The 26,316-nt window shown below is 45.4% G+C and carries 24 protein-coding genes and 1 pseudogene; 16 read left to right on the top strand and 9 right to left on the bottom strand.

Annotated elements, in window-relative coordinates:
* The first annotated feature begins 22 nt into the window (after nucleotides 1-22).
* On the top strand, nucleotides 23-730 hold the full coding sequence (locus LNN34_RS11085) for an EcsC family protein (protein ID WP_229043377.1): 708 nt from the start codon (nucleotides 23-25) through the stop codon (nucleotides 728-730).
* A 16-nt stretch (nucleotides 731-746) separates the two neighbouring features.
* Here the strand turns inward: LNN34_RS11085 and LNN34_RS11080 are convergent, their stop codons facing one another.
* From LNN34_RS11080 to hmoB, 4 genes and pseudogenes are all read right to left on the bottom strand, one after another.
* Nucleotides 747-1,937 carry a M20 family metallopeptidase gene (locus LNN34_RS11080; protein WP_105955314.1) on the bottom strand — a complete coding sequence of 397 codons (1,191 nt, stop codon included), beginning with the start codon at nucleotides 1,935-1,937 and terminating at the stop codon, nucleotides 747-749.
* Between the two features lie 72 nt (nucleotides 1,938-2,009).
* Nucleotides 2,010-3,398: a hypothetical protein gene (locus tag LNN34_RS11075; protein ID WP_229043375.1), complete on the bottom strand. Its 1,389-nt coding sequence runs from the start codon at nucleotides 3,396-3,398 to the stop codon at nucleotides 2,010-2,012.
* Between the two features lie 84 nt (nucleotides 3,399-3,482).
* Nucleotides 3,483-3,750: pseudogene (locus LNN34_RS11070) on the bottom strand (hypothetical protein).
* Nucleotides 3,751-3,792: 42 nt separating this feature from the next.
* Nucleotides 3,793-4,293 carry a heme-degrading oxygenase HmoB gene (gene hmoB / locus LNN34_RS11065; RefSeq protein ID WP_229043370.1) on the bottom strand — a complete coding sequence of 167 codons (501 nt, stop codon included), beginning with the start codon at nucleotides 4,291-4,293 and terminating at the stop codon, nucleotides 3,793-3,795.
* Nucleotides 4,294-4,414: 121 nt separating this feature from the next.
* Between hmoB and LNN34_RS11060 the strand changes: the two genes are divergently transcribed.
* The 6 genes from LNN34_RS11060 (at nucleotide 4,415) to LNN34_RS11035 (ending at nucleotide 13,299) form a co-directional block, all read left to right on the top strand.
* Nucleotides 4,415-6,559, top strand: a complete 2,145-nt coding sequence (locus LNN34_RS11060; protein WP_044156544.1) for a transglycosylase domain-containing protein — start codon at nucleotides 4,415-4,417, stop codon at nucleotides 6,557-6,559.
* 120 nt (nucleotides 6,560-6,679) lie between these two features.
* The gene (gene hemE / locus LNN34_RS11055; RefSeq protein ID WP_059293115.1) at nucleotides 6,680-7,741 is read left to right on the top strand and encodes a uroporphyrinogen decarboxylase; all 1,062 of its coding nucleotides are present in this window, start codon (nucleotides 6,680-6,682) and stop codon (nucleotides 7,739-7,741) included.
* 74 nt (nucleotides 7,742-7,815) lie between these two features.
* The gene (gene hemH / locus LNN34_RS11050; protein WP_010333609.1) at nucleotides 7,816-8,748 is read left to right on the top strand and encodes a ferrochelatase; all 933 of its coding nucleotides are present in this window, start codon (nucleotides 7,816-7,818) and stop codon (nucleotides 8,746-8,748) included.
* A 14-nt stretch (nucleotides 8,749-8,762) separates the two neighbouring features.
* Entirely contained in the window at nucleotides 8,763-10,175 is a 1,413-nt protein-coding gene (gene hemY, locus LNN34_RS11045) for a protoporphyrinogen oxidase (protein WP_229043369.1), read from the top strand.
* 150 nt (nucleotides 10,176-10,325) lie between these two features.
* A complete protein-coding gene (locus tag LNN34_RS11040; protein WP_014479348.1) occupies nucleotides 10,326-10,901 on the top strand; it encodes a TetR/AcrR family transcriptional regulator in 576 nt (191 codons plus the stop codon).
* Nucleotides 10,902-10,971: 70 nt separating this feature from the next.
* Nucleotides 10,972-13,299 carry a YhgE/Pip domain-containing protein gene (locus LNN34_RS11035; protein ID WP_229043367.1) on the top strand — a complete coding sequence of 776 codons (2,328 nt, stop codon included), beginning with the start codon at nucleotides 10,972-10,974 and terminating at the stop codon, nucleotides 13,297-13,299.
* Between the two features lie 42 nt (nucleotides 13,300-13,341).
* Here the strand turns inward: LNN34_RS11035 and fabHB are convergent, their stop codons facing one another.
* Nucleotides 13,342-14,319: a beta-ketoacyl-ACP synthase III FabHB gene (fabHB, locus tag LNN34_RS11030; RefSeq protein WP_044156538.1), complete on the bottom strand. Its 978-nt coding sequence runs from the start codon at nucleotides 14,317-14,319 to the stop codon at nucleotides 13,342-13,344.
* Nucleotides 14,320-14,440: 121 nt separating this feature from the next.
* Here fabHB and LNN34_RS11025 point away from each other — a divergent pair, with 121 nt between their 5' ends.
* The 4 genes from LNN34_RS11025 (at nucleotide 14,441) to LNN34_RS11010 (ending at nucleotide 17,092) form a co-directional block, all read left to right on the top strand.
* On the top strand, nucleotides 14,441-15,217 hold the full coding sequence (locus LNN34_RS11025; RefSeq protein WP_229043365.1) for a YhfC family intramembrane metalloprotease: 777 nt from the start codon (nucleotides 14,441-14,443) through the stop codon (nucleotides 15,215-15,217).
* Between the two features lie 96 nt (nucleotides 15,218-15,313).
* Nucleotides 15,314-15,496: a hypothetical protein gene (locus tag LNN34_RS11020; RefSeq protein ID WP_081638270.1), complete on the top strand. Its 183-nt coding sequence runs from the start codon at nucleotides 15,314-15,316 to the stop codon at nucleotides 15,494-15,496.
* 133 nt (nucleotides 15,497-15,629) lie between these two features.
* Nucleotides 15,630-16,670 (top strand): M42 family metallopeptidase, encoded by a 1,041-nt coding sequence (locus LNN34_RS11015; RefSeq protein WP_229043364.1) that lies wholly within the window; start codon nucleotides 15,630-15,632, stop codon nucleotides 16,668-16,670.
* 14 nt (nucleotides 16,671-16,684) lie between these two features.
* Complete coding sequence (locus tag LNN34_RS11010; RefSeq protein ID WP_229043363.1) at nucleotides 16,685-17,092, top strand: ASCH domain-containing protein; 408 nt, start codon at nucleotides 16,685-16,687, stop codon at nucleotides 17,090-17,092.
* Nucleotides 17,093-17,133: 41 nt separating this feature from the next.
* Here the strand turns inward: LNN34_RS11010 and gltT are convergent, their stop codons facing one another.
* Together gltT and yhfH are read right to left on the bottom strand one after the other, a co-directional pair.
* Nucleotides 17,134-18,423 carry a glutamate/proton symporter GltT gene (gene gltT, locus LNN34_RS11005; protein ID WP_044156533.1) on the bottom strand — a complete coding sequence of 430 codons (1,290 nt, stop codon included), beginning with the start codon at nucleotides 18,421-18,423 and terminating at the stop codon, nucleotides 17,134-17,136.
* A gap of 271 nt (nucleotides 18,424-18,694) precedes the next feature.
* Complete coding sequence (gene yhfH / locus LNN34_RS11000; RefSeq protein ID WP_069486333.1) at nucleotides 18,695-18,829, bottom strand: protein YhfH; 135 nt, start codon at nucleotides 18,827-18,829, stop codon at nucleotides 18,695-18,697.
* A 157-nt stretch (nucleotides 18,830-18,986) separates the two neighbouring features.
* On the opposite strand from yhfH, the gene LNN34_RS10995 reads away from it, so the two are divergent.
* The 4 genes from LNN34_RS10995 to LNN34_RS10980 all read left to right on the top strand — a co-directional run bounded on the left by LNN34_RS10995 (nucleotide 18,987) and on the right by LNN34_RS10980 (nucleotide 23,096).
* Nucleotides 18,987-19,721, top strand: a complete 735-nt coding sequence (locus tag LNN34_RS10995) for an MBL fold metallo-hydrolase (RefSeq protein ID WP_229043362.1) — start codon at nucleotides 18,987-18,989, stop codon at nucleotides 19,719-19,721.
* A gap of 12 nt (nucleotides 19,722-19,733) precedes the next feature.
* Nucleotides 19,734-20,729 carry a lipoate--protein ligase LplJ gene (gene lplJ / locus LNN34_RS10990; protein WP_229043361.1) on the top strand — a complete coding sequence of 332 codons (996 nt, stop codon included), beginning with the start codon at nucleotides 19,734-19,736 and terminating at the stop codon, nucleotides 20,727-20,729.
* Nucleotides 20,730-20,792: 63 nt separating this feature from the next.
* Complete coding sequence (locus LNN34_RS10985) at nucleotides 20,793-21,437, top strand: SDR family oxidoreductase (protein ID WP_229043360.1); 645 nt, start codon at nucleotides 20,793-20,795, stop codon at nucleotides 21,435-21,437.
* Between the two features lie 117 nt (nucleotides 21,438-21,554).
* The gene (locus tag LNN34_RS10980; RefSeq protein WP_229043359.1) at nucleotides 21,555-23,096 is read left to right on the top strand and encodes a fatty acid--CoA ligase family protein; all 1,542 of its coding nucleotides are present in this window, start codon (nucleotides 21,555-21,557) and stop codon (nucleotides 23,094-23,096) included.
* Between the two features lie 40 nt (nucleotides 23,097-23,136).
* On the opposite strand, the gene LNN34_RS10975 is transcribed toward LNN34_RS10980, so the two are convergent.
* Nucleotides 23,137-23,532 (bottom strand): hypothetical protein, encoded by a 396-nt coding sequence (locus tag LNN34_RS10975; RefSeq protein ID WP_024120804.1) that lies wholly within the window; start codon nucleotides 23,530-23,532, stop codon nucleotides 23,137-23,139.
* 143 nt (nucleotides 23,533-23,675) lie between these two features.
* On the opposite strand from LNN34_RS10975, the gene LNN34_RS10970 reads away from it, so the two are divergent.
* Nucleotides 23,676-24,968, top strand: a complete 1,293-nt coding sequence (locus LNN34_RS10970) for a M48 family metallopeptidase (protein ID WP_229043358.1) — start codon at nucleotides 23,676-23,678, stop codon at nucleotides 24,966-24,968.
* A gap of 40 nt (nucleotides 24,969-25,008) precedes the next feature.
* Here the strand turns inward: LNN34_RS10970 and aprE are convergent, their stop codons facing one another.
* Entirely contained in the window at nucleotides 25,009-26,154 is a 1,146-nt protein-coding gene (gene aprE / locus LNN34_RS10965) for a subtilisin AprE (protein ID WP_044156525.1), read from the bottom strand.
* Nucleotides 26,155-26,316 lie beyond the last annotated feature (162 nt).

Here is a 26,316-nt window from a genome sequence, read left to right as displayed (position 1 = left end):
TCTGAAAAAAGGGGTAGGTCTAATGAGCGAGAATCTGCTGATGCAGGAAGCTCTTCAATGGAAAATGCATTTATTGCGAAAGGATTCCATGTTTGAACGCTTCTCAAAGCGTGTGCAAACAAAGGTGAATGAACGGATACCTGAAAAAATTCATGCAGCGGTAACTGAAAGCGTGAAAAAAATGGTGGAAGCCACGATGGCAGGATCTAATATCATCACTTATAAGAAGGATACAAGCACGCTTTCACTCAGTGAAAAAAACGAGCTTGCGAAAAAAACGATTGCTTCTTATCAGAAAGTGGCGGCTGCTGAAGGAGTCGGCACAGGGGCGGGCGGCATTTTTTTAGGTATTGCCGATTTCCCGCTGCTGCTTTCCATTAAGATGAAATGTTTATTCACTTTGTCCTCGATATACGGTTTTGATGTGAAGAATGCAGATGAAAGGATGTTTTTGCTTCTTGTATTTCAGCTTGCTTTTTCAAGTGATGACTGCCGCAAAGCGCTTTTTTCTGTTATTGAAAACTGGGAGACGGAGAAAAAGGATATTGACTGGAGAGTGTTTCAGCAGGAGTATCGCGATTATATTGATGTCGTCAAGCTTTTTCAGCTTTTACCAGGGGTAGGGGCCGCAGTCGGCGGAATTGCCAATTATAAACTGCTTGCTCAGCTTGGAGATACAGCAAGACACGTTTTTCATCTGAGAATATTAAAGGAAACAGCCGGAGAGTAAAACTCCGGCTGTTTTTTTAAGATAAATGGTAAGTAATTGCAGCGCCCGCAAGCACTTTGGCAGCAGTCAGCATCGCTTTTTCATTGATATCAAATTTCGGGTGGTGGTGGGAAAAGATACGCTCAGGCTGTTCAGGAGCGGCGCCGGTAAAGAAAAAGGTTCCTTTGACATGCTGTAAGTAATAAGAAAAATCTTCGCCGCCCATTTGCGGTTCACCTTGAAGAACCTGTTGAACGCCGTCTGTGGTTTTTGCGACGTTTACCAGATGATCGGTCTCCGCAGGGTGATTGACTACAGCCGGGTAGCCGCGTTCATAGTTGTAGTCATAGGAAGCGCCGTGCATGCTGCACACACCTTTTACAACAGCTTCGATTTCTTTTTCCAGAATGTCGCGGACATTTTCATTAAACGAACGAGCTGTGCCAATGAGAGTTGCATGGTCTGCAATCACATTAAACGGGTTATCAGCCATGAAAGAGCCTGTCGATATGACAGCGGAGTGAATCGGATTGACTTTGCGGCTGACAATATGCTGCAGCGAGGAAACGATTTGCGAGCCGATCAGGACGGCGTCTTTTGTATCATGGGGGTGAGCGCCATGGCCGCCCTTTCCGTGAATGCTGATTGTAAATCTGTCAGCTGCGGCCATTACGGCGCCGGAGCGGCAGAGAATGGTTCCGATCGGCTCAGTCGCCCAAAGATGGGTGCCGAATATGACGTCTGCGTTTTCAAGACAGCCGTCCTCAATCATCGGTTTTGCGCCCCCTGGCGCGTACTCCTCAGCGTGCTGATGGATCATAATAAACGTTCCTTTCAGATCATGCCTGTTCTGATAAAGCACCTTTCCGACGGCAAGCAGAGCCGCTGTATGGCCGTCATGGCCGCATGCATGCATGACACCGGGCACTTTGGAGGCGTAAGGAACATCTTTTTCATCCTGGATGGGAAGGGCGTCAAAATCGGCCCGCAATGCGACAGCAGGACCGGGTTCGCTGCCTTCAATATAAGCCAGAACCCCATTGCCGCCAACTTTGGTGCGGATCGGGACTCCTAACGATTCGTAATAGGAAGCAATAAAAGCGGCTGTTTTTTCTTCCTGATTGGACAGTTCAGGGTACATATGGAAATGGCGCCTGATTTCCACCATTTCATCGAAACAGCTGTCGAGCTGTTTGTTTATCTCTTTTTGCAGCGTCTTTATGGACAAAGCCCCTTCCCCCTTTTCTAAGCTTTTCCATGATTGTATAGAAAAAGTCTGAATATTTCAACTGGTCGGGTTTCAAAGCATGATCATCGCTGCAATGGTTGTCACCGAAAGTCCGATCACAACGGGGAGGAAGTTCTTTCTGGCAAGCTCAAATGGATCGACCTTGCAAATGGCTGCAGCGGGAATGAGCGCCCATGGAATAAGCGTACCGCCGCCCACCCAGATGGCTGATATTTGCCCGAGTGCGGTCAGGACGGCTGGATCAGCATGGAGAGCGGATGAAAAGAGCTTGGCGATGGAGCCGGCGAGGGAAATGCCTGAAAAACCTGAACCGTCGAGTCCGGTTACGGCTCCAGCGGCAGTCAAGGCTGCGGCGGCAAGCTCCTTAGACATAGGCATGGCGTGGGATAAGGCGATGCCGAGATCATTGACAATGCCGTGTGAAGGTTTAGGGAGTTCAGTACCCAAGATGCTCTCATAGCCGGAATCACCAAGATAAAAGAAAGCGGCAATTGGAATGACGGGACCGAAAACCTTAAAGCCGAATTGAAACCCCTCGATAAAATATCCAGTAATTTTTTCAAGCCCTTTCTGTTTATACACAAGGAAATGGACGATCAGCATGATGCAAATGGCCGATCCGCCAATTAACGCGGTTGCATCATTTCCTTGAAGGTTGAATATGACCATACACGCGATATCAGCTGCAAATACAAGAGGAATCAAAAGAGCCAGCAATGACCGAAGACGTTTCGGCAAATACATTGAAGTGTCTTGTTCTTCTGACATCGGGGAAAAAGAAGCGGGCCGCAATTGTTTTTTGCGTTCACGCTGAATCATAAAGAAAGCGGCAGTTGTGGTGGTCACGCCCATAATCAGAACGAGCGGAATGCTAGCTGAGATGACATCACCGACAGGGATGCCTGCTGCATCAGCTGTCAGTTTTGGCGCTGCCTGAATGACAAAGTCTCCTGAAAGGGCAAAGCCGTGCCCGAATAAATTCATTGCCATGGCGGCAGCGATAGGCGGCAGGCCGGCACGGGAGGCTGCCGGAAGCAGAACGGCGCCGATTAAAGCGACACCCGGCGAAGGCCAGAAGAATAGAGAAATGGCAAACATCAGTCCGCCAATCAGCCAGTATGCAATTACAGGACCTTTAACAAGACGGACAAAGGGAGAAATCATCGCTTCATTTATCCCTGTTTTCGTTAACACATCACTCATAGACACGATAAAACAGATGATGAAAATCGTAGGAAGCAGCTCAGATGCCGCATAGATGAAGCTGTGGAATAAACTGCTGACCGAAGCTGAAAGCGAATGGCTGGCCCATAACGAAATGATGAAAATCCCAAATAACGAAATAAAGGTTGTATCTTTTCGCAGCAGCATAAAAAGAATGATCGCTCCAATAAAAAACACATAAAGAACATGAACAGACATAATCCCGATTTCCATCATTGATCACTCCTTCCGCTTCCTACAGATTATTCATAGGCGGGCGGAAGGTGCCGGGACAGATAGCATCTGACCGCAGATATTACTTCAGATAAGACAGATATGTTTTAGCTGCTCGATCAACTCGTGCTTCAATACTTTTTTAGCCTGCTGCTGATGCTGCGGGTACAGCAAGCCAGTTTTTTCGGTGGGCGATTATGCTTTCCGAAGGTTCTAAATATGAACCGTCCTCACGCGTCATTTCAAAATCGTCGTATCCGAATTGGAGGCCGCAGCACGAGGAGTGATTCCCTTGGTCCATCATATGCCGGTCTGTCAGCCCTTTAAACCCGCAGACTGGGCAAATATACTTCATCTAGCTTCTTGCCATAAGAAAAGCTGCCGGACATTCCGGCAGCTATTCGACAGCAACATATGTGGTGACATACGAAGGCCGGGAGAAAATGGACGTTGTGTCAACTCCGGCAGACGTGCCGCGTTTTTTGTGGGCTTCTTTGTATGAGCCTGACTGCTGCCAGTCTTGGAAGGCTCTTTCTGTTTCCCACAAGGTGAGAATGACGTACGTGTCGCTGTCAAGCGGACGCAGGACACGAATGGCTTCAAAGCCGGGCTCGTTTTCGACTTTTCCCGCTCTGTTTTTAAATCTGTTTTCAAACAGCGGCCGTCCTTCCTGTGTGACGGCTATATTGTTCAATACTGCGAAACCGGGATGCTTCATGTTTCCGACTTGGTCAATGACTTCATAGGAATGGGGGGCCTGAAAAACCGTTTCTCCGTTTGTTTCATGAATTAAAATCGCATTTTCCTGTCCCTGCATCAAAAGCATATTTTCCGAGGAATGTTTTTGCACGATGTTTTTCAAAAAATCGGCTGTCCCATATGTAATATAAACCTTCATATCAGCCACCTCCTGCTTGCTAGTATATCAAAACAATGGTATAAGTTTCTATTGGCGACTGCTTCAAACATAAATCCAAACAATTTTTCCCATACTACCTGTAGAAAGGCGAGGTGAGTTCATGTTTAAGATAAAGAAAAAGAAACTTTTCATTCCCATCATTATTTTAGTGTTAACTGCTTTTCTCGCTTTAATAGGATATATTTCAATCATTTTTCTCGGTCATTATGTCATAGATGAAAAGAAGCTGATCCTTCACGCATCTTCAAAAATTGTTGACCAAAACGGGGATGAGGTCGCAAGTCTGTATACAGAAAATCGTGAACCGGTCTCTATCAATGAAATTCCGAAAGAGGTCAGAGAAGCGTTTATCTCAGTGGAAGATAAGAGATTTTATGAACACCACGGGATCGATGTGAAATCTGTCGGAAGAGCGGTGTACCGCGATATATTAGCAGGAGGAAAAGTAGAAGGCGCGAGCACGATCACCCAGCAGCTTGCCAAAAATATTTTTCTGACACATGACAAAACGTTTTTAAGAAAAACGAAAGAAGTGATCATAGCGATCAACCTTGAACGGGATTACAGCAAGGACAAGCTGCTGGAAATGTATCTGAACCAGCTATACTTCGGACACGGGGTTTATGGCATTCAAGCTGCATCCCACTATTATTTTAATAAGGAAGTTAAAGATTTAACCGTGTCAGAAGGCGCGGTCTTGGCTGCTATTCCAAAGGCGCCTTCTACGTATTCTCCTGTTTTGCATCCTGATAAAAGCAAGGAGCGGCGTGATACGATTCTCGGCATGATGAATGATCAAGGCTATATCAGTGCGAAAGAAGCTGTCAGCGCGCAGGGGAGGACGCTCGGGCTGAACGTGAAAAAACAGTCGGAAACACCTTGGTTTGACAGCTATATTGACCTTGTGATCCAAGAAGCGGAGGACAAGTATTCCATTTCCGGAGAGCAGCTGCTTCAAGGCGGGTACACGATTAAGGTGCCGCTTGATTCAAAACTGCAAAAAACGGCTTATCAAGTCATGAAGGAAGGCAGCTATTATCCCGGAACAGATCAAGATGCTGAAGGAAGCGCAGTCTTTATCAACAATAAAACGGGCGGTGTGGAAGCGGCGATCGGCGGAAGAGATTACACGGCTAAAGGATATAATCGTGTGACAGCTGGGCGCCAGCCGGGGTCAACGTTTAAGCCGCTGGCCGTATACGGACCGGCGATGCAGGAAAAGAAATTTAAGCCGTACTCTCTGTTAAAGGATGAATTACAATCCTACGGAGATTACACACCGAAAAACTATGACGGCCGTTATGAAGGGGAAGTCACGATGTCTGATGCCATCACTTACAGCAAAAACGCGCCGGCAGTGTGGACGCTGAATGAGATCGGTGTGGAAACGGGGAAATCTTATTTGAAGGCAAACGGCATTGATATACCGGATGAAGGGCTTGCTCTGGCTCTCGGCGGTTTGGAAAAAGGCGTATCACCCCTCCAGCTTGCCGGCGCTTTTCATACGTTTGCCGCTAATGGAACATACACCGAGCCGTACTTTATTTCAAACATAACAGATGAAGACGGGGAAACAATAGCCGATCATAAAGAAGAAGGGAAACGAGTATTCAGCAAACAGACGTCTTGGAACATGACGAGAATGCTTCAGCAGGTGGTTAAGAACGGAACAGCAACGTCCGGCACCTATCACGGCGATCTTGCCGGTAAAACCGGTTCTACTTCATATACAGGCGTTTCCGGCGCAACAAAGGATGCCTGGTTTGCAGGCTATACGCCAAACATAACGGGAGCTGTCTGGATGGGCTATGACAAAACAGATCAGAACCATTACTTAAAAGGCGGAAGCGCGTATCCGACCAGAATGTTTAAGGATATTTTGACACAGGCTGGCGAAACGGGTTCTGCGTTTGCGAAGCCTAAAAAAGTAAAAGAACTTGAAAGCCCTATTGAGCTTGAGCCTGTCAAAACGCTGACGGCTGACTATACATTTAGGGCAGCGGGACTGTTTACGATTGAATTAAAATGGGATGCGCAAGAGGATGATCGGGCAGTGTACAGAATTTATGTAAATAAGGACGGCAAGGAAACGCTTCTTGATTCTGTTGAAGGAAAGGGAAGCTATGAGATCCCATACGCTAATTTGTTTTCGGGCGCTTCCTATAAAGTGGTGCCTTATAATACACAGACAAAAAAAGAAGGAGAAGGAACCGATTACGTTCAGCCGAAACTGTTTTCCTCTTAATGGAATTCGGCGATTTTTTGAACTTTGAGCCGCATTTCTATACCATTTGCCCAAAACGAGGTATAGTGTAATGGTCAAGGAACACGAACGTATGGTTGCAGTATGAAAGGTGGAAATCAGATGAGGAAACGAGAAACGTTTAACGAGACGTTTTTAAAAGCTGCGCGGGGAGAAAAAGCGGATCACACGCCTGTTTGGTACATGAGACAAGCCGGGCGCTCACAGCCGGAATACCGTAAGCTGAAGGAAAAATACGGATTGTTCGAAATTACACATCAGCCCGAATTGTGTGCGTACGTCACAAGACTTCCGGTCGAGCAATACGGAGTCGATGCTGCAATCCTTTATAAAGATATTATGACGCCGCTTCCGTCGATCGGTGTGGATGTTGAAATTAAAAATGGAATCGGGCCGGTGATTGATCAGCCGATTCGTTCTCTGCAGGACATTGAAAAGCTCGGCAAGCTTGAGCCGGAACAGGACGTGCCGTACGTGCTCGAAACGATCAAACTGCTTGTCAATGAACAGCTTGACGTCCCGCTAATCGGTTTCTCTGGTGCGCCTTTTACGCTTGCCAGCTATATGATCGAAGGCGGGCCTTCGAAAAACTACAATAAAACAAAAGCCTTTATGTACAGCATGCCGGATGCCTGGAACCTGCTGATGACAAAGCTTGCCGACATGATTATCGTGTACGCGAAAGCGCAAATGAAGGCGGGCGCAAAAGCCATTCAAATCTTTGATTCATGGGTTGGCGCGCTGAATCAAGCGGATTACAGAACGTACATCAAACCGGTGATGAACCGGATTTTTTCTGAGCTGGCAACGGAAAATGTGCCGCTTATCATGTTTGGTGTAGGTGCCAGCCATTTAGCAACGGATTGGCATGACCTGCCTCTCGATGTTGTGGGGCTCGATTGGAGACTTGGCATTGATGAAGCCAGATCAAAAGGCATCACCAAAACGGTGCAAGGCAACCTGGACCCGTCCATTTTGCTTGCTCCGTGGGAAGTGATCGAGAAGAGAACAAAAGAGATTCTCGATCAAGGCTTAAAATCGGACGGCTTCATTTTTAACCTCGGACACGGCGTATTTCCTGATGTCAGTCCGGAAGTGCTGAAAAAGCTGACTGCATTTGTACATGAATATTCTCAATCAAAGAAAATAGGCCAATACTCCTGAGCATATTTTTTGGTATCAGGATCAAAGCCTGTCAAAATTGTTTTGTGATAGATCATCTAAAGAGGGTGTAAACAGTGGGTAAAAAGAAAATGGGGCTTCTCATTATGGCGTACGGCACGCCTTACAAAGAAGAAGATATAGAGCGTTATTATACACATATCAGAAGAGGCAGAAAGCCTGAGCCTGAAATGCTTCAGGATCTGAAAGACAGATATGAAGCAATCGGGGGCATTTCGCCGCTTGCCAAAATCACAGAGGAACAGGCTTATAAGCTTGAACAGCACCTAAACGAGATTCAGGATGAGATTACGTTTAAAGCGTATATCGGGCTGAAGCATATCGAGCCGTTTATTGAAGACGCTGTGGCAGAGATGCATAAGGACGGCATTACAGAGGCGGTCAGCCTTGTATTGGCACCGCACTTCTCCACATTCAGCGTGCAGTCTTACAACAAGCGTGCGAAAGAAGAGGCTGAAAAACTCGGAGGCTTAACAATTACGTCTGTCGAAAGCTGGTACGATGAACCGAAGTTTGTGAAATATTGGGTTGACCAAGTGAAGGACACGTACGCGTCAATGCCGAAGGAAGAAAGAGAAAACGCGATGCTCATCGTTTCCGCGCACAGCCTTCCGGAAAAAATTAAAGAGTACGGAGATCCGTACCCGGATCAGCTTCATGAATCCGCGAAGCTGATCGCTGAAGGCGCAGGCGTATCTGAATACGCTGTCGGCTGGCAAAGTGAAGGCAATACGCCTGATCCGTGGCTCGGACCTGACGTGCAAGATCTGACACGTGATTTATTTGAACAAAAAGGCTATCAAGCATTTGTATATGTGCCTGTCGGATTTGTCGCGGACCATCTAGAAGTGCTTTATGACAATGACTATGAATGCAAAGTGGTGACTGACGATATCGGCGCCAGCTATTACCGGCCGGAAATGCCAAACGCTAAGCCGGCATTTATTGATGCTTTAGCAACAGTCGTTTTGAAAAAATTAGGACGTTAAAGAAGGCGATGAACATGAGTGACGGCAAAAAACATGTAGTCATCATCGGCGGCGGCATTACCGGTTTAGCCGCCGCCTTCTACATGGAAAAAGAAATCAGAGACAAAGATTTGCCGCTTGAGCTGACGCTTATTGAGGCAAGTCCGAGAGTAGGCGGAAAAATCCAGACAGTCAAGAAGGACGGCTATATCATCGAAAGAGGGCCTGATTCATTCCTGGAACGGAAAAAAAGCGCTCCGCAGCTTGTCAAAGACTTAGGTCTTGACCATCTGCTTGTGAACAATGCGACCGGACAATCTTACGTGCTTGTCAACCGCACTTTGCATCCGATGCCGAAGGGGGCTGTAATGGGAATACCGACAAAAATCGCGCCGTTCGTGTCAACGGGGCTGTTTTCTCTGTCAGGGAAGGCGAGAGCTGCAATGGATTTCATCCTGCCCGCAAGTAAATCAAAAGAGGATCAGTCACTGGGAGAATTTTTCCGCAGACGTGTCGGGGATGAAGTTGTCGAGAATTTAATCGAGCCGCTTTTATCAGGCATCTATGCAGGTGATATCGACAAACTCAGCCTGATGTCAACATTCCCGCAATTCTATCAGACGGAACAAAAGCACAGAAGCCTGATCCTGGGGATGAAAAAAACAAGGCCTCAAGGCTCCGGCCAGCAGCTGACAGCTAAAAAACAAGGGCAGTTTCAGACGCTGACAACAGGCCTGCAGACGCTTGTCGAAGAGATCGAAAATCAACTAAAGCTGACAAAGGTATACAAAGGCACAAAGGTTACCAAAATTAGCCGAGAGGGCACGGGCTACTCGCTTGATCTTGATAACGGCGTATTACTTGATGCCGAATCAGTGATTGTAACAGCACCGCATAAAGCTGCCGCGGGAATGCTTTCAGATTTACCGGCTGTTGCAAATCTGAAAAACATGCATTCCACATCTGTGGCGAATGTCGCCTTGGGTTTCCCGGAAGGCGCCGTCCAAATGGAACATGAGGGCACGGGCTTTGTCATCTCAAGAAACAGTGATTTCGCGATCACAGCTTGTACGTGGACGAACAAAAAATGGCCGCACGCAGCGCCGGAAGGCAAAACACTGCTTCGGGCATATGTCGGAAAAGCCGGAGACGAATCCATCGTCGACCTATCAGATAACGACATTATCAACATTGTACTGGAAGACCTAAAGAAAGTAATGAAAATCAACGGTGAGCCGGAAATGACATGTGTTACGCGCTGGCATGAAAGCATGCCGCAGTACCATGTCGGCCATAAACGCCGTATCAATGAGCTCCGTGAAGCGCTGTCTTCTTCATATCCTGGTGTGTACATGACTGGCGCATCCTTCGAGGGTGTTGGAATCCCGGACTGTATCGATCAAGGAAAAGCAGCTGTGGCAGACGCGCTGAAATATTTATTCGACTAAAAAACCTCCGTACCCGGTACGGAGGTTTTTTGTGTCAAGATGATGGCAATATTGTGTAAAAAATGTTTGAATTGTTCAGCATGGTATGATACATTTGCATATGTACTTAATGACTAAAATGTTCAAACGGTCAGTTTCGAGGTGAATACAATGTCAATAGATCGAAAAAAGCTCATTTTGGAGGCGGCTACAAAGTCTTTCACGCAGTTCGGGTATAAAGCGACGACAATGGATCTTGTCGCAAAACTTGCGAACGTGGGGAAGGGAACCATTTATACTTTTTTCAAAAACAAAGAAGAGCTGTTTGACGAGATTTTCACTACTTTATTAAAGGAAATGAAGCAAAAAGCGGATGAAGCGATGGAGCCGAACCTTCCGTTCCATGAAAATGTGCACAGAGCGCTGTTTGCCATTCTGGAGTTCAGGAAAACACATCAGCTGACGATTAAAATTTTCCAAGAGAATGCCGAGATTGGTACAATGGCTGTTCAGGAAGTGATCCAGAAAATGGAGCGAGCCATACTGTCTTATATCAAAAGTAAGATTGAAGACGGGATCAAAAGCGGCGCAATCAAGCCGTGCGACCCTGAGCTGACAGCCTTTGTGATGCTGAAGCTTTATATCGCGCTCATTTTTGACTGGGAAAAACAACACCCCCCGCTTGATAAAGAGACAATTGCGGGACTGCTTGAATTGTATGTTGTCAAAGGATTGTCAGCCAACTAGATAATCCTTTCTCTTTGCAAGAAAATGACCATCTTTCATGATGAGTCAGTTTTAGAATGGAGGCATCAGGATGAACACAATACGAAGTCAGTGGAAAGACATCGTAACAAGTAAAAAATTATTGATTCCCATTATCGCCATTTTGTTTGTCCCGCTTATTTACAGCGGCGTATTCTTAAAGGCTTATTGGGACCCGTACGGCACAGTTGACCAGCTGCCTGTCGTTGTCGTCAACCAGGATAAAGGAACGACATATGAGGGAGAAAAGCTTCAAATCGGTGATGATCTGGTAAAAGAATTAAAGGATAATAAAAACTTTGACTGGCATTTTTCCAATGATCTCGACCAATCGTTAAAGGACTTATTAAATCAAAAATACTATTTAGTAGTCGAGATTCCAGAAGACTTTTCTAAAAACGCCAGCACTGTAATGGATAAAAATCCAAAAAAACTGGATTTGAAATACCATACAAATGCAGGTTCCAACTATGTAGGGGCAACGATCGGCGAAAAAGCGATTGATAAACTGAAAGCCTCTGTTTCTAAAGAAGTGACCAAGCAATATACGAAAGTGATTTTTGATAACTTTAAAGATATCGCAAAAGGTTTGAGCGACGCGAGCAGCGGCGCGAAGAAAATTGATGACGGCACTAAGGATGCGAAAAACGGAAGCGCCCAGCTGAAAGAAAATCTGGCGAAGCTGAAGGAAAGCACCGCTACCATCAGTGACAAAACAGCGCAGCTTGCAGATGGAGCGGCTCAGGTGACGAGCGGCATCCAATCACTTGACAGCTCGCTTGGAAAATTCCAGGACAGCAGCAACCAGCTTTATGATAAATCTGGTCAGCTTGCAGCAGGATCAGGCGAGCTGACAAGCAAGATGAATGAACTTCTTGGCGGACTTCAAAATGTGCAGAAGGGTACGCCTAATCTGACTAACGGGCTGGATCAGCTCAACAGTAAAGCCCAAGAAGGTTCTGAGAAAGCAGCAAAAGCGGAAAAGCTCATTAATGCGCTCGATTTAACACAGCTTGAAACAGCTGTGAACAACCTGGAAAAGTCAGAAACTGCGATGAAGGAATTTAAAAAACAGCTGTCTGACTTTGAACACAGCTTAAAAAACCGTGATCAGGCATTCAAAAATCTCATCAATTCGAGTGATTTCTTAACAGCGGAGCAAAAAAGCCAGTTGATCAGCTCTGTTGAAAAGCAGCTTCCGAAAGTTGATGCGCCTGATTTTGATGAAATTTTAAGTGGACTTCCTGCAGCTGATCAGCTGCCTGACATCGCAACGATAAAAAGCTCTCTTGAAGAAGTGAAAGCGCAGGTGGCGCAGGTGAAAGCCATGCCGGAAGCTACATCTAAGCTTTATAACGGCGCAAAAACAATCCAAGATGCAATTGACAGATTAACTGAGGGAGCTGATAAGATATACAACGGTTCACAGAAGCTGACAGATGGCCAAACTAAACTGACAGCGGGTATCGGTGAATATAATAAGCAGTTCGCAAAAGCAAAAGCGGGCTCAGAGCAATTGGTGACAGGAAGCAGCCAAGTATCCGGCGGATTGTTTAAGCTGTTAGACGGGTCTAAACAGGTCCAAAGCGGATCATCAAAACTTGCAGACGGATCTGCATCACTTGATACAGGTTTAGGCAAGCTACTGGACGGCACAGGACAGCTGTCTAATAAGCTGAATGACGCGGCTGATCAAACAGGAGATATCAGCGCTGATGATAAAACATACGGTATGTTTGCGGATCCGGTCAAAACTAATGACGACGCGATTCATTCCGTCCCTAACTACGGAACAGGGCTGACGCCTTATATCCTATCAATGGGCTTGTATGTCGGCGGCATTATGCTGACGGTCGTATTCCCGCTGAAAGAAGCATCAGGCCGTCCGAGAAACGGATTTGAGTGGTTCTTCAGTAAATTTAATGTCATGATGCTGGTGGGAATCATTCAATCACTTATTGTGGCGACAGTTCTTCTTCTGGGAATCGGGCTCGAGGTGGAGAGCACATGGAGATTTTACGTGTTTACGATCATTACGAGTCTCGCTTTCCTTGCAATAATTCAATTTTTGGCCACGACGATGGGCAATCCGGGCCGTTTTATTGCAGTCATTATTTTAGTGCTGCAGCTCGGGGCCAGCGGAGGAACCTTCCCGTTAGAATTGCTTCCGAATTTCTATCAGGTGATCCATGGCGCGCTGCCGATGACCTACAGCATAAACGGGTTCAGAGCGGTGATTTCAAACGGAGATTTCGGCTACATGTGGCAGATGGCCGGTGTCTTAATCGGCATTGCTCTAGTCATGATCGCGCTGAGCATTACCTACTTTACGATCTTAAGCCGGAAGGAGGACACTTCAGAAGAACAGCCGGCTTCCTAATGAAAAAGACCTTGTTTCTCAGGAAACAAGGTCTTTTTTGATTTAACATCCCCATTTGATCAGAAGTCCGGTATACGTTAATCCTCCGCCGAAGCCGAAAAGCACCAGGGTTTGGTCTTTTTTCAGCTTCCCGGCTTTCACTGCCAGATCAAGGGCCAAAACAATAGAGACTGAGGATGTATTTCCGTAGTATTCCACACTGGTGAGTGTTTGTTCAATCGGAAACGGTGTTTTTTCACAAATCGATTCGATCATGCGCAAGTTGGCGCTGTGGGGAACAAACCAATCAAGATCATCACGGCTGAGCCCTGCTTTGTGTAAAAGATGTTCAAATTCACGGGGAATGGTTCTTGCGGCCCACTTATACACTTCGCGTCCGTTTTGAACCATTTTCCCGGAATCCGCAAGCGGCATGCCGTTGAGTTCGTTCCGCAGTCCCGCCCGGTACAAAATATCCGCGCCTTTTCCATATGTTCCTTGGACGGAGGCGAGGAATCCCGGTGCCTCTTCAGTTCGTTCAATCAATAGTGCGCCCGCAGCATCGCCGAACAGCACGCATGTCGTTCGATCTGTATAATCAGTCACTTTTGACAATGTTTCTCCGGCGATGACGAGAATTTTTTGATGAAGCCCGGATGTAATCAATCCGTTTGCCAAATGGAGACCGTATGTCAGTCCTGCGCATGTCGCATTGATATCTAACGCGCCGGTGTTCTCCCAGCCGAAATATTCCTGCACCCGGCAAGCCGTACTCGGAAAGGCATAATCTGCTGTTGTTGTGGCGACGAGAATCATATCCACATCTTCAAGTGTTCCTTCGTAACGGCTCTTGAGATCTTTAACTGCTTCAATGCATAAGTCTGAAGTGAACTGCTGCTCATCGGCAATCCGCCGTTCTCTCATTCCTGTGCGCTGAACAATCCATTCATCAGATGTATCTACGATTTTTTCCAGGTCCGCATTGGTTAAACGCCGGCTCGGCGCATAGGTGCCGATTGCTGTAATGTTTGCTTTTGACATAATAACACAACTCCTTTTATTATCAGATTATAACACTAGATATTAGTATCTGGTACTAAAAAGAGGATTTTTGATAAAAAAAGAGAAACTGTCAGTAGAAAACCAGAAAAGGAGGAAAAAAATGGTCAGTCAAGGAGCGATAGCCTCTATGATTATTTCCGGGGTTATTGCGTTTTTGTTGCCGATCGGACTGATGATATGGTTTAGGCGAAAGTATCATGCTCCGATTAAGGTGTTTTTTATTGGCGCTCTTACGTTTTTTGTCTTTGCCCAGCTGTTGGAGGGCGGCGTTCATGTTTATGTGCTGCAAATGAATGAAACGACGAAAGAAGTGATGAAGCATCCAGTCTGGTATGCCATTTACGGATGCTTGATGGCCGGGATTTTTGAGGAGTGCGGAAGGTATATCATGATGCGTTTCTTTATGAAGCGCCGTCTTTCTTGGGCGGACGGTCTGGCCTTCGGAGCGGGCCACGGCAGTCTGGAGGCGATATTAATTACCGGCTTGTCCAGCATTACGCTTATCGTGTACGCTTTTGCGATCAATAGCGGCACTTTTGAACAGCTTTTGATGAATCATGATGTGAAGCAGGCACTTATGCCGATTCAGGCGCAGCTGCTGAATACACCTTCGTATGAATGGCTGCTCGGCGGAATTGAAAGAATCAGCGCCCTCTCTGTTCAAATCGGTCTGTCACTGCTTGTGCTGTATGCGGTTAAAAGCCGCCGGCCGCTGTTTTTGCTGTATTCGATTCTCTTACACGGGCTGTTTAATGTACCGGCGGTTTTATACCAAAAAGGAGTGATAGAACATGCGGCGGCTGTTGAACTCATCGTTGCTGGGATAGCCGCGGCATCAGTGGTTTGGATTGTAAAGGCAAAAAGGCTGTTTCAATAAAAAATCCAAGCAGCAGTAACAGCCTGCTTGGAAAAATATGAATGAAATATTCGTGTAGGCATGGGTATCAGAATATTTCTGATTCAGTCCTTAGCAATGACAGCAAGAGTGGCAGCGTTTTTTGCAAGAGCAATGTCTTTTCTTTTTCTTCTTTTTCTCGCAAGGGTCATGGCATTCTTTCTCTTTCTTGCAATGGTCGTGGAAATCCTTATCGAACCACTCGTCAAAGAACCAAAAATCATCAAACCAAAAATCACAATGATGTTTCCGTTCATGTGAATGACGACAGCACATAGATATCCCTCCTCTTCCCATGCTCTCTACAGCATATGCTAGATTGATAGGAAAAGATTGGACGGGTCTATCAGGAAAAGAGTATATTTTAAATAGAAAATAAAAGGAGGAATGTCCTATGACGTCCGTTCGTAAAACGATGGAGCTGATTAAAGAACTCGTTTCTATTCCAAGTCCGACAGGGAATACATATGAGGTGATCAAATACGTTGAAGACCTTTTAAAAGAATGGAAGGTCGAAACGGTTCTGAACCATAAGGGCGGTTTGATCGCCACGCTTCCAGGCCGCGATACATCCCGTCATCGAATGCTCACGGCGCACGTTGACACCTTGGGCGCGATGGTGAAAGAAATTAAAGCAGACGGCCGGCTGAAAATCGATTTGATCGGCGGTTTCCGCTACAATTCGATAGAAGGGGAGTATTGCCAAATTGAAACGGCTTCGGGGAAAACGTATACGGGCACCATTTTAATGCATCAAACGTCTGTGCACGTGTACAAAGACGCGGGAAAAGCGGAGCGCAATCAAGAGAATATGGAAATCCGCCTGGATGAGCCTGTGCACAGCCGTAAGGATACGGAAGAGCTTGGCATTGGCGTCGGGGATTTTGTTTCGTTTGATCCCCGTGTCGAGATCACATCCAGCGGATTCATTAAATCACGCCATTTAGATGACAAAGCAAGTGTGGCCTTGTTGCTTCGCTTAATCCATCAAATTCAAACAGAAGAAGTTGAACTGCCGTATACGACTCATTTTCTGATTTCTAATAATGAAGAAATCGGATACGGCGGGAACTCTAATATTCCTGCTGAAACTGTTGAATACTTGGCGGTGGATATGGGGGCTATCGGTGACGGCCAGGCGACAGACGAATATTCGGTTTCGATTTGTGTGAAGGATTCGAGCGGTCCGTATCATTATCAGCTTAGAAAGCATTTGGTCGATTTAGCTGAAAAGCACCATATTGACTATAAGCTTGATATTTACCCGTATTACGGGTCGGACGCCTCAGCAGCGATCAAATCCGGGCATGATATTGTGCACGGCCTAATCGGGCCGGGAATTGACGCTTCGCACGCTTTTGAACGCACGCATAAGTCTTCTCTCCGCCATACAGCGAAGCTCCTGTATTATTATGTGCAATCACCGATGGTATAAGAGGGAGAAAATAAATGAAAATCTATGAACTGAAAAGCACTTTCGGCTGGGAAGGCGATGAAGGTCTTGGAGAACAGCTGATCCAGCAAATCCTTGCTGGAGAAAAAACGGCCACCTGCGCGCCGAAATCATTATATTCAAAAGATGAACTGAGTGATGTATATCAAACAGCGGGACAGCTTGTAACCGTTTATGATAAATATGATCATCCGAGATGCAATATAAAAGTGACAGATGTATTTGAAACGACCTTTGGAGCGCCTGATACGAGGTTAGTCAAAGGAGAGGGCAACGGAGACCGAATTGATGAATTTCAAGAGGACCATCGGAGAGCGTGGGCGGAGCTGATCAAAAATGGCGAAATGGAACTGAATGAGGACACTGTTTTGATTACAGAGCTGTTTGAGCTTGTCCAAGATTAAAAAAAACCTGCGGGGCGTTGAGAACCCCGCAGGCTTTTTGATTAACCGGAAATGGTTGCGTTTTGATCTGCTTTAGATTGGGTCATGACAGCTTCTGCTTTTGCAGGATTAAACATGCCTTCCCATTTAGACATGACAACGGCAGCAAGTGCGTTACCAGTCAGGTTTACAACTGTACGTGCCATGTCCATAATGCGGTCTACCCCAGCAATAAAGGCGAGTCCTTCTGCCGGAACACCAATCGTGCTCAGCGTCGCAAGCAAGACAACAAATGAAGTTCCCGGAACGGCAGCCATTCCTTTAGACGTCACCATTAACACAAGTACTAGCGTTATTTGTTGCCAAATCGACAAATCGATGTGGTACACCTGTGCCAGAAACAGCGCTGCAATAGATTGATAGAGAACGGAGCCGTCTAAGTTAAACGTATATCCAATCGGGATAACGAAAGATACAATACCTTTCGGACAGCCGATTTTCTCCATTTTTTCCATGATGCGCGGAAGAACGGTTTCAGAGCTGGACGTACTGAACGCCAATAAAATTTCGTCCTTCATGTAAGCCAGGAATTTGAAGATGCTGATACCGGCAATTTTTCCGACAATCCCAAAAATGACGATTAAGAAGAAAGCAAGTGCAACATATACCAATCCGACAAGCTTTCCGAGAGATAGAAGAGAACCGAGTCCGAATTTAGAGACAGTAACTCCGATTAGAGCAAAAACCCCGAATGGCGCTACTTTCATCACAAGGTTTACCACATGGAACATCGAATGGGAAACGCCTTCAAAAAAGGCTAATACTGGCTTGCCTCTTTCACCGATCGCGGAAATTCCCAATGCAAATAGTACGGTAAAGAAGATGATGGCAAGAAGATCCCCTTCGACCAAGGATTGGAAGAAGTTTGTCGGCACAATGTGCAGGAATGTCTCTGCCACTGATTTATTGCTTTGTTCTTTTTCTGTTTCAACATATTGACTGATGTCTGTTTTTTGAGCTTCGTGTATATTAACTCCTGTACCCGGGTGGAAGATGTTTGCAAGGGCTAGTCCGAGAATAATGGCAAAGGTCGTAATAATCTCAAAGTACAGAATTGTTCTGAAGCCTAATTTACCAACTTGCTTTCCATTTCCGGCTCCGGCTACACCGATGATTAAACTGGAGACAACAATAGGAATCACTATCATTTTGATTAAGCGTAAAAAGAGATCCCCGATTGGCTGCAGATAAGTAGGCAGTGCTGGGTTGCCGTACCAAATAACGCCAGCAATAACACCTAGAATAAGTCCAACGAATATTTGCGTGGCTAATCCAAACCTAATTCTTTTCATAGATTACCTCCCAAAAAACAAAGTATCAACATATATCATGAATAGACATATATTTAATCTCACTATTAGATCAAATTATAATAGATAAGAAATAGGTTCGTCTATAGTAAATTATATTTTGAAAATATAGAATATTCAAAAATAGAAAGTGAATCACCAGAATTATCTAAAAACAGGTGAGCTTCGACCCAACCTGACTATTATTTCAATATAAAAAGAAGTTAGAAGAATGAAGAAAATCTCACACTGTATGCGTGAGATTTTCGCCTCTTTACATATCGCTTACTTTTATACAGTCATTGCAAATATTACCATAACACTCATGCTGCTCATCAATCTTTTTTCCGCATTCCGCGCACTTTTTCGAAGGCAGGTTTCTAAAAAATTCAGTAAGTTTCCCTAGCATAACCAATCCCTCTTTCCCCTTTGTAATGTCTTCATTGTAATATAACAGAAAGTAAAATTCAACATCTGTTTTGATACAATGTTTAAAACATGCTTTTTTTTAGAAAAATGGGTATATTGAAGGAGGATCAATTTTCTTTGAAAAGAAGGAGGACATTATGAAAGTTACAGTTATCGGATGCTACGGCGGTTTTCCGGCCGCAAATGAAGCGACGTCGGGATACTTGTTTCAATCGGGGGATTTTTCATTGTTAGTGGACTGCGGAAGTGCCGTGTTATCTAAGCTGTTTGGATATGTCCCGGCGGAAAAGCTGGACGCGGTGGTTCTGTCTCATTATCACCATGACCATATTGCCGACATCGGGCCGCTGCAATTTGCGAAGCAAGTCGGATCATTCCTCGGCAAAGGAGAGCACTCGCTTCCAATTTACGGACATGATGCTGATATAGAACAGTTTCAAAAGCTTACATATAAAACGCATACGAAAGGGATTGCCTATCAGCCTGATCAGCAGCTGACTGTCGGTCCGTTTACGATTTCCTTTTTAAAAACGGTTCACCCGGTGACTTGTTATGCGATGCGGATTACTGACGGCAGCCATACTGTTGTGTATACTGCTGATTCCAGCTATCAGGATTCATTTATTCCGTTTTCGAAAAACGCTGATTTATTGATCTCTGAATGTAATTTTTATGCTGATCAAGACGGGACAAGCGCAGGCCATATGAACAGCTTGGAAGCAGGGCGAATTGCAGAAGAAGCGGGAGCGGGCGAGCTGCTGCTGACCCATTTGCCTCATTTCGGCGTGCATGACAATCTTCGCAAAGAAGCCAAGACCGTTTTTAACGGGAAAGTGAACATTGCGAAATCTGGTTTTGTGTGGGAAGGATAAAGGAGGAGCACGATGTTATTTATTGACAATCAAAATATCAATGATCCGCGGATCAATCTTGCTATCGAGGAGTATTGCCTTAAATATTTAGACCCTGAACAGCCGTATTTGCTTTTTTACGTGAATCAGCCGTCTATCATCATCGGAAAAAACCAAAATACAATAGAAGAAATCAATACAAAGTATGTAGAGGAAAACGGAATTATCGTCGTCCGCCGTTTATCTGGCGGCGGGGCTGTGTATCATGATTTAGGGAATTTAAATTTCAGCTTTATCACGAAGGATGACGGTGAAAGCTTTCATAACTTCAAAAAATTCACTGAGCCGGTGATTCAAGCGCTACATCAGCTCGGAGTTGAAGCGGAATTAAGCGGCCGGAATGATATTGTGGTAAATGGCCGCAAAATATCAGGTAACGCACAATTTGCCACAAGAGGCCGCATCTTCAGCCACGGCACCCTCATGTTTGATTCAGCCATTGACCATGTTGTGTCCGCTTTAAAAGTCAAAAAGGATAAAATTGAATCAAAGGGCATCAAGTCAATCAGAAGCCGTGTGGCAAACATCAGTGAGTTTCTTGATGATAAAATGACGACCGAAGATTTCCGCAGTCATTTGCTCAAACATATTTTCAATACAAATCACATTCAAGATGTGCCGGAGTATAAGCTGACTGAAAAAGATTGGGAAGTCATTCGCAAAATCTCGGAAGAACGCTATCAAAATTGGGACTGGAACTACGGCCGCTCACCTAAATTTAACCTGAACCACTCAAAGCGTTATCCGGTCGGGTCCATTGATCTGCGTTTGGAAGTAAAAAAAGGGAAAATTGAAGACTGCAAAATTTTCGGCGATTTCTTCGGTGTGGGCGATGTATCGGAAATCGAGAACCTGCTGATTGGAAAACAATATGAGCGCAGTGTGATCGCTGATGCGCTGGCTGATGTGAATCTGAAGCATTATTTTGGGAACATTACGAAAGAAGATTTTCTTGATCTGATTTATTAATGTGAAACACATTGTTTGAAAGGAAATTTGTGTTTTGAAATAATGGAGGCAGGAGGGATTCACATGAAAGTGTTTTTAATCGGAGCGAACGGACAAATCGGACAAAGACTTGTTTCTTTATTCAAAGAGAATGCTGATCATTCCGTCAGGGCGATGGTCAGAAAAGAAGAACAGAAAGCATCTTTGGAAGCGGCCGGCGCGGAAGCTGTGCTAGCAAATCTAGAAGGAAGCCCGGAAGAAATCGCAGCCGCGGCAAAAAGCTGTGACGCGATTATTTTTACAGCGGGCTCCGGGGGCAGCACAGGCTATGATAAAACGCTGCTGGTGGATCTTGACGGAGCGGCAAAAGCAATAGAGGCTGCGGAAATCGCTGGAATCAAACGTTTTATTATGGTCAGCGCACTGCAGGCCCACCGCCGGGAAAATTGGAATAAGGCACTTAAACCTTATTACGTGGCCAAGCATTATGCTGATAAAATTCTGGAATCCAGCGGCTTAGCCTATACGATTATACGTCCGGGAGGCCTTCGCAATGAAGCGGGAACTGGAACGGTTTCCGCAGCCGCAGATCTAGAGCGGGGCGATATATCACGTGATGACGTTGCGGCAGCAGTCATTGCCTCTTTAGATGAAACCAACACGGAAAATCGGGCTTTTGATCTCACTGAAGGAGATACACCGATTGCCGAAGCTTTGAAGAATCTATAACAGTACTGACACTCGGGGCTTTTTGCTCTTGAGTGTTTTTTTGTGTTTCTCTATAATGAAAAGGAAAGCTTATCTTCAATAATGAATGACTACTCATTCACTTTAAGGGGTGGGAGAATGAATCTGGTTTCAAAATTAGAAGAGACAGCATCTGAGAAGCCGGACAGCATCGCATGCAGGTTTAGGGATCAAGTGATTACTTACAAGGATCTGAATGACAATATTCAGCGTTTTGCGGACGGTCTTCAGGAAGCGGGTATGGAAAAAGGGGATCACCTTGCTTTGCTGCTTGGCAATTCGCCTGATTTTGTCATCGCATTTTTCGGCGCATTAAAGGCCGGTATTGTGGTGGTGCCGATCAATCCGACGTACACGCCGACAGAAATCGGCTATATGCTGACAAACGGCGATGTCAAAGCAATCGTAGGAGTAGATCAGCTTTTGCCGATTTATGAAAGCATGCACGAATCTTTGCCAAAGGTCGAACTCGTCATTTTATGCCGGACGGGAGAAACTGAGCCGGAAGCTTCAGATCCCGAGGTCAGAATGAAAATGACAACGTTTACAAAAATGTTGTGTCCGACACCCGGTGCTGCACGCCATCCAGAGCTTGTGCCTGATGACACTGCGGTCATTTTATATACGTCAGGAACAACGGGAAAACCGAAAGGCGCGATGCTGACCCACCGGAATTTGTTCAGCAATGCAAACGATGTCGCCGGGTATTTGGGAATGGATGAGAAAGACAATGTGGTTTGCGCTCTTCCGATGTTTCATGTTTTTTGCTTAACTGTCTGCATGAATGCTCCGCTGATGAGCGGCGCATGTGTGCTGATTGAACCGCAGTTCAGTCCCGCCTCTGTTTTTAAGCTTGTAAAGCAGCGGCAGGCAACCATTTTTGCAGGTGTGCCTACGATGTATAACTATTTATTCCAGCATGAAGAAGGAAAGGCAGATGATTTTTCTTCTATTCGCCTGTGCATCTCGGGTGGTGCGGCCATGCCGGTCGCGCTGCTTACGGCATTTGAAGAGAAATTCGGCGTTACCATTTTGGAGGGCTACGGGCTTTCGGAAGCATCGCCTGTCACATGCTTTAACCCGTTTGACAGAGGGAGAAAACCAGGCTCCATCGGGACAAGTATTTTGCATGTCGAAAACAAGGTCGTTGATCCGCTCGGACGTGAGGTCCCTGATCACCAGGTGGGCGAATTGATCGTAAAAGGGCCCAATGTGATGAAGGGCTATTATAATATGCCGATGGAAACGAAGCACGCTTTAAAGGACGGGTGGCTTTATACGGGAGACCTGGCAAGGCGGGATGAGGACGGTTATTTTTACATTGTTGACCGGAAAAAAGACATGATTATTGTAGGCGGCTACAATGTGTATCCGCGTGAAGTGGAAGAGGTGCTGTACAGCCACCCGGACGTAAAGGAGGCTGTTGTCATCGGCGTGCCTGATGCTGAAAGCGGCGAAGCGGTAAAGGGATATGTCGTACCGAAACGGTCTGGTGTCACAGAAGAAGAAATGATGGCGCATTGCGAAAAACATCTGGCAAAATACAAACGGCCTGCCGCGATCATCTTTCTTGATGAGATTCCGAAAAATGCGACAGGCAAAATGCTCAGACGGGCGCTGAAAGATATGCTGCCTCATTAATGTAAAAAAGCGAAGCCAGTGAGCTTCGCTTTTTTCATTGTTAATCCTTTGCTTCTTTTTTAATGATCGTTTGCAGCGCTTTGGTATCGTTTCGCGTTAATTTGTAATATGTGCCGTCCTTCAAAAAAATGGCCTGCTGGCTGTCGTCAATCCATAATCTGAATGAGTCAAATCTGTCTTTATGAAATTTAATCGTGCCTTCGTAATCAGGAGCTGATGTTTTTTCCGTTTTCAGCTGTTTTCCCTGATTCATAATGTCCAGCATATCTTTGACGTGCTGTCTTTTTTCGATTTCAATCTTTTCCCGCCCGTCTGAAGACAGGGTGATCAATTCCGCATCAACCGATTGATATACATCGCCTGACCGGCTGTAAAGGTAGAAAAATGCAATAAACACAAGACCGATAACCACGATGGCTGCTACTATTTTTTTCATCTGCATCACTCCAAACATTTGCTAGTTTCTCCAGCAAAGGGCGATTCCATGCGAAAAAGTCCGAACTCACAGCTTGGTTCTAAGAAATTGAATTTATGATTACAATAGAAGTAATGGGTCTAGATGTGAGGAGTGAGGCGAATATGCGCAAGTGGATTGCGGGTGCAGGGCTTGCATATGTGCTGTATGGGCTTTTTTTCTATTGGTATTTCTTTATGTCCGGCGATTCCGCTGTGCCGGAGGCCGTGAAAGGAACACAGGCTGACCCGGCTTCTTTCATGAAGCCGTCTCAATTGGCTGTCGCCGAACAGTATTCTGACGTGAAGAACTTTTTATTTTTTATCAGTATTCCTCTTGATTGGTTTCTGTTTTTTGTATTGCTGATCAGCGGTGTTTCAAAGAAAATCAAGCAATGGATGGAAGCGGCTGTGCGTTTTCGTTTTTTGCAGATCATCGGTTTTGTGTTTGTGCTTTCGCTGATCACTGCTCTGGTGACACTGCCTTTGGATTGGATAGGCTATCAGGTATCGCTTGATTACAATATTTCGACGCAGACAGCCTCCAGCTGGGCTAAAGATCAAGTCATTGATTTTTGGATCAGTTTTCCGATCTTTATGCTTTGCGTGCTGGTGTTTTATTGGCTGATCAAAAAGCATGAAAAAAAATGGTGGTTTTACGCCTGGCTGTTAACAGTGCCGTTTTCGCTGTTTCTGTTTTTTATTCAGCCGGTGATTATTGATCCTTTATACAATGACTTTTATCCGCTGAAAAACAAAGAGCTGGAAAACAAAATTTTAGCTCTGGCCGAAGAAGCCGATATTCCGGCTGATCATGTGTATGAAGTGAATATGTCAGAGAAAACAAACGCGCTTAATGCCTATGTGACAGGAATTGGGGCTAATAAGCGGATTGTTCTATGGGATACGACACTGAATAAACTCGATGATTCGGAAATTCTCTTTATTATGGGGCACGAAATGGGCCATTATGTCATGAAGCACGTGTATATCGGATTGGCTGGCTATTTAATTGTGTCGCTAGCGGGATTTTATGTGGTTGATAAGCTTTACAAGAGGGGGGTACACTTTGCACGCAATCTGTTTCATGTAGAGGGCCGGCGTGATCTTGGGGCATTGCCGCTGTTATTGCTTATCGTGTCTGTTTTGAGCTTTGCTGTTACGCCTTTTTCTAATGCCGTTTCCCGTTATCAGGAAAATAAGGCTGATCAATATGGAATTGAGCTGACAGGGGACAGCGAAGCCGCAGTCAGAACGTTTCAAGATTTGGCTGTTACGGGGCTGAGCCAGGTTGATCCGCCTTTTCTCGTGAAACTTTTCAGAGGGAGCCATCCTTCGATCATGGAACGGATTCAACATGCGGAAACCGAAGAGAATACCTCAGAACACCCGGCCTCAGAACAGGGGGACGACCAATAAAAAAAGAAGCAGGTATGGAGTGACCTGCTTCTCTTTAATCTTATTGTGCAGCTGCTTGTACGTTGATTAACCCTTTTCCATAGTAGAAAGAGCTGCCAAGATTTGTCGCAGTGCTTTCTAAACGATCACGGACTTGTGCATTTGACCAAGTCGGATGTTTAGAAAGGATTAAAGCTGCTGCTCCGGCAACGTGAGGCGTCGCCATTGAGGTTCCGTTATAAGAGCCGTATGTGCCGCCAGGAAGTGTGCTTTGGATCGACACGCCTGGAGCCATAACGTCAAGCTCAGAACCTGCGCTTGAGAAAGAAGCTCTTTGGTTGCTGCTGTTTACTGCGCCTACTGCAATAGTAGAAGGATATTTTGCAGGGTAGCCGACTGTGCTTGTGCTGCCTGAACTTCCTTCGTTTCCGGCTGCGGCAACAACGACGATACCGCTTGCAACCGCTTTATCGACTACTGTTTTTAACGCTGTAGACCCAGTAGGTCCGCCAAGACTCATGTTGATGACATCCATGTTGTTAGAAATCGCCCATTCAATACCGTTAATAATCCAGCTGTATTGCCCGCTTCCTGTAGAATCAAGCACTTTGACTGCATATAATGATGCGCTAGGGGCTACGCCCAGAACACCAATTGTGTTATTAAGAGCGGCAACAGTACCGGCTACATGCGTGCCGTGAGAACTGCCGTCTTGGTATGGGTTTGTTTCAGAAGGTACGAAGCTTGCTCCGCCTCGAACGTTTAAGTCAGGATGAGAAGAGTCAATTCCGCTGTCGATGACAGCTACTTTTACATTAGAGCCTGTGTAGCCTTGAGAGTGAAGAGCCGGCGCTTTAATTTGAGAAATGCCGTAAGGAACAGATTGCGCATATTCATGTGCAACATGGTCTTCTTCCACATAAGCAACACTCGGATCTTTTTTCAGTTCTTTTACAGCTTTGTCATCCAATGTTGCTGCGGCTGCATTTACATACTTAAATTGCTTTTGAACTTTACCGCCTTTTTCAGAAATAACATCTTTTTTCTTGGCGGTGCTCATAGCTCCCATTGTCTGTTTAAATCCGACAATGTACTTCTTTTCTTCACTGTTTTTTCCGGCAGCCTGTGCAGACATGTTGCTGAATGCCATCGTGAAGATTAGCGTGAACGCAAACAACAAGCTGATCCACAATTTTTTGCTTCTCACTCTTTACCCTCTCCTTTACAATTTCAGAGCAGCCTATTAATAGACTATTCTGTGAATTTATTGTAATAGATTGGATACTATTTTAGTAGACCCATTTTTTTGAGATTGTTTTATTTCTATTTAGGTATATCATCTCTCGTTATTTCTATAGAGACTCGAAAT

It is taken from the genome of Bacillus sp. AF23 (assembly GCF_020861455.1).
Classification (GTDB): Bacteria; Bacillota; Bacilli; order Bacillales; family Bacillaceae; genus Bacillus; species Bacillus halotolerans.
This window is presented reverse-complemented; position numbering and strand designations above follow the sequence as displayed.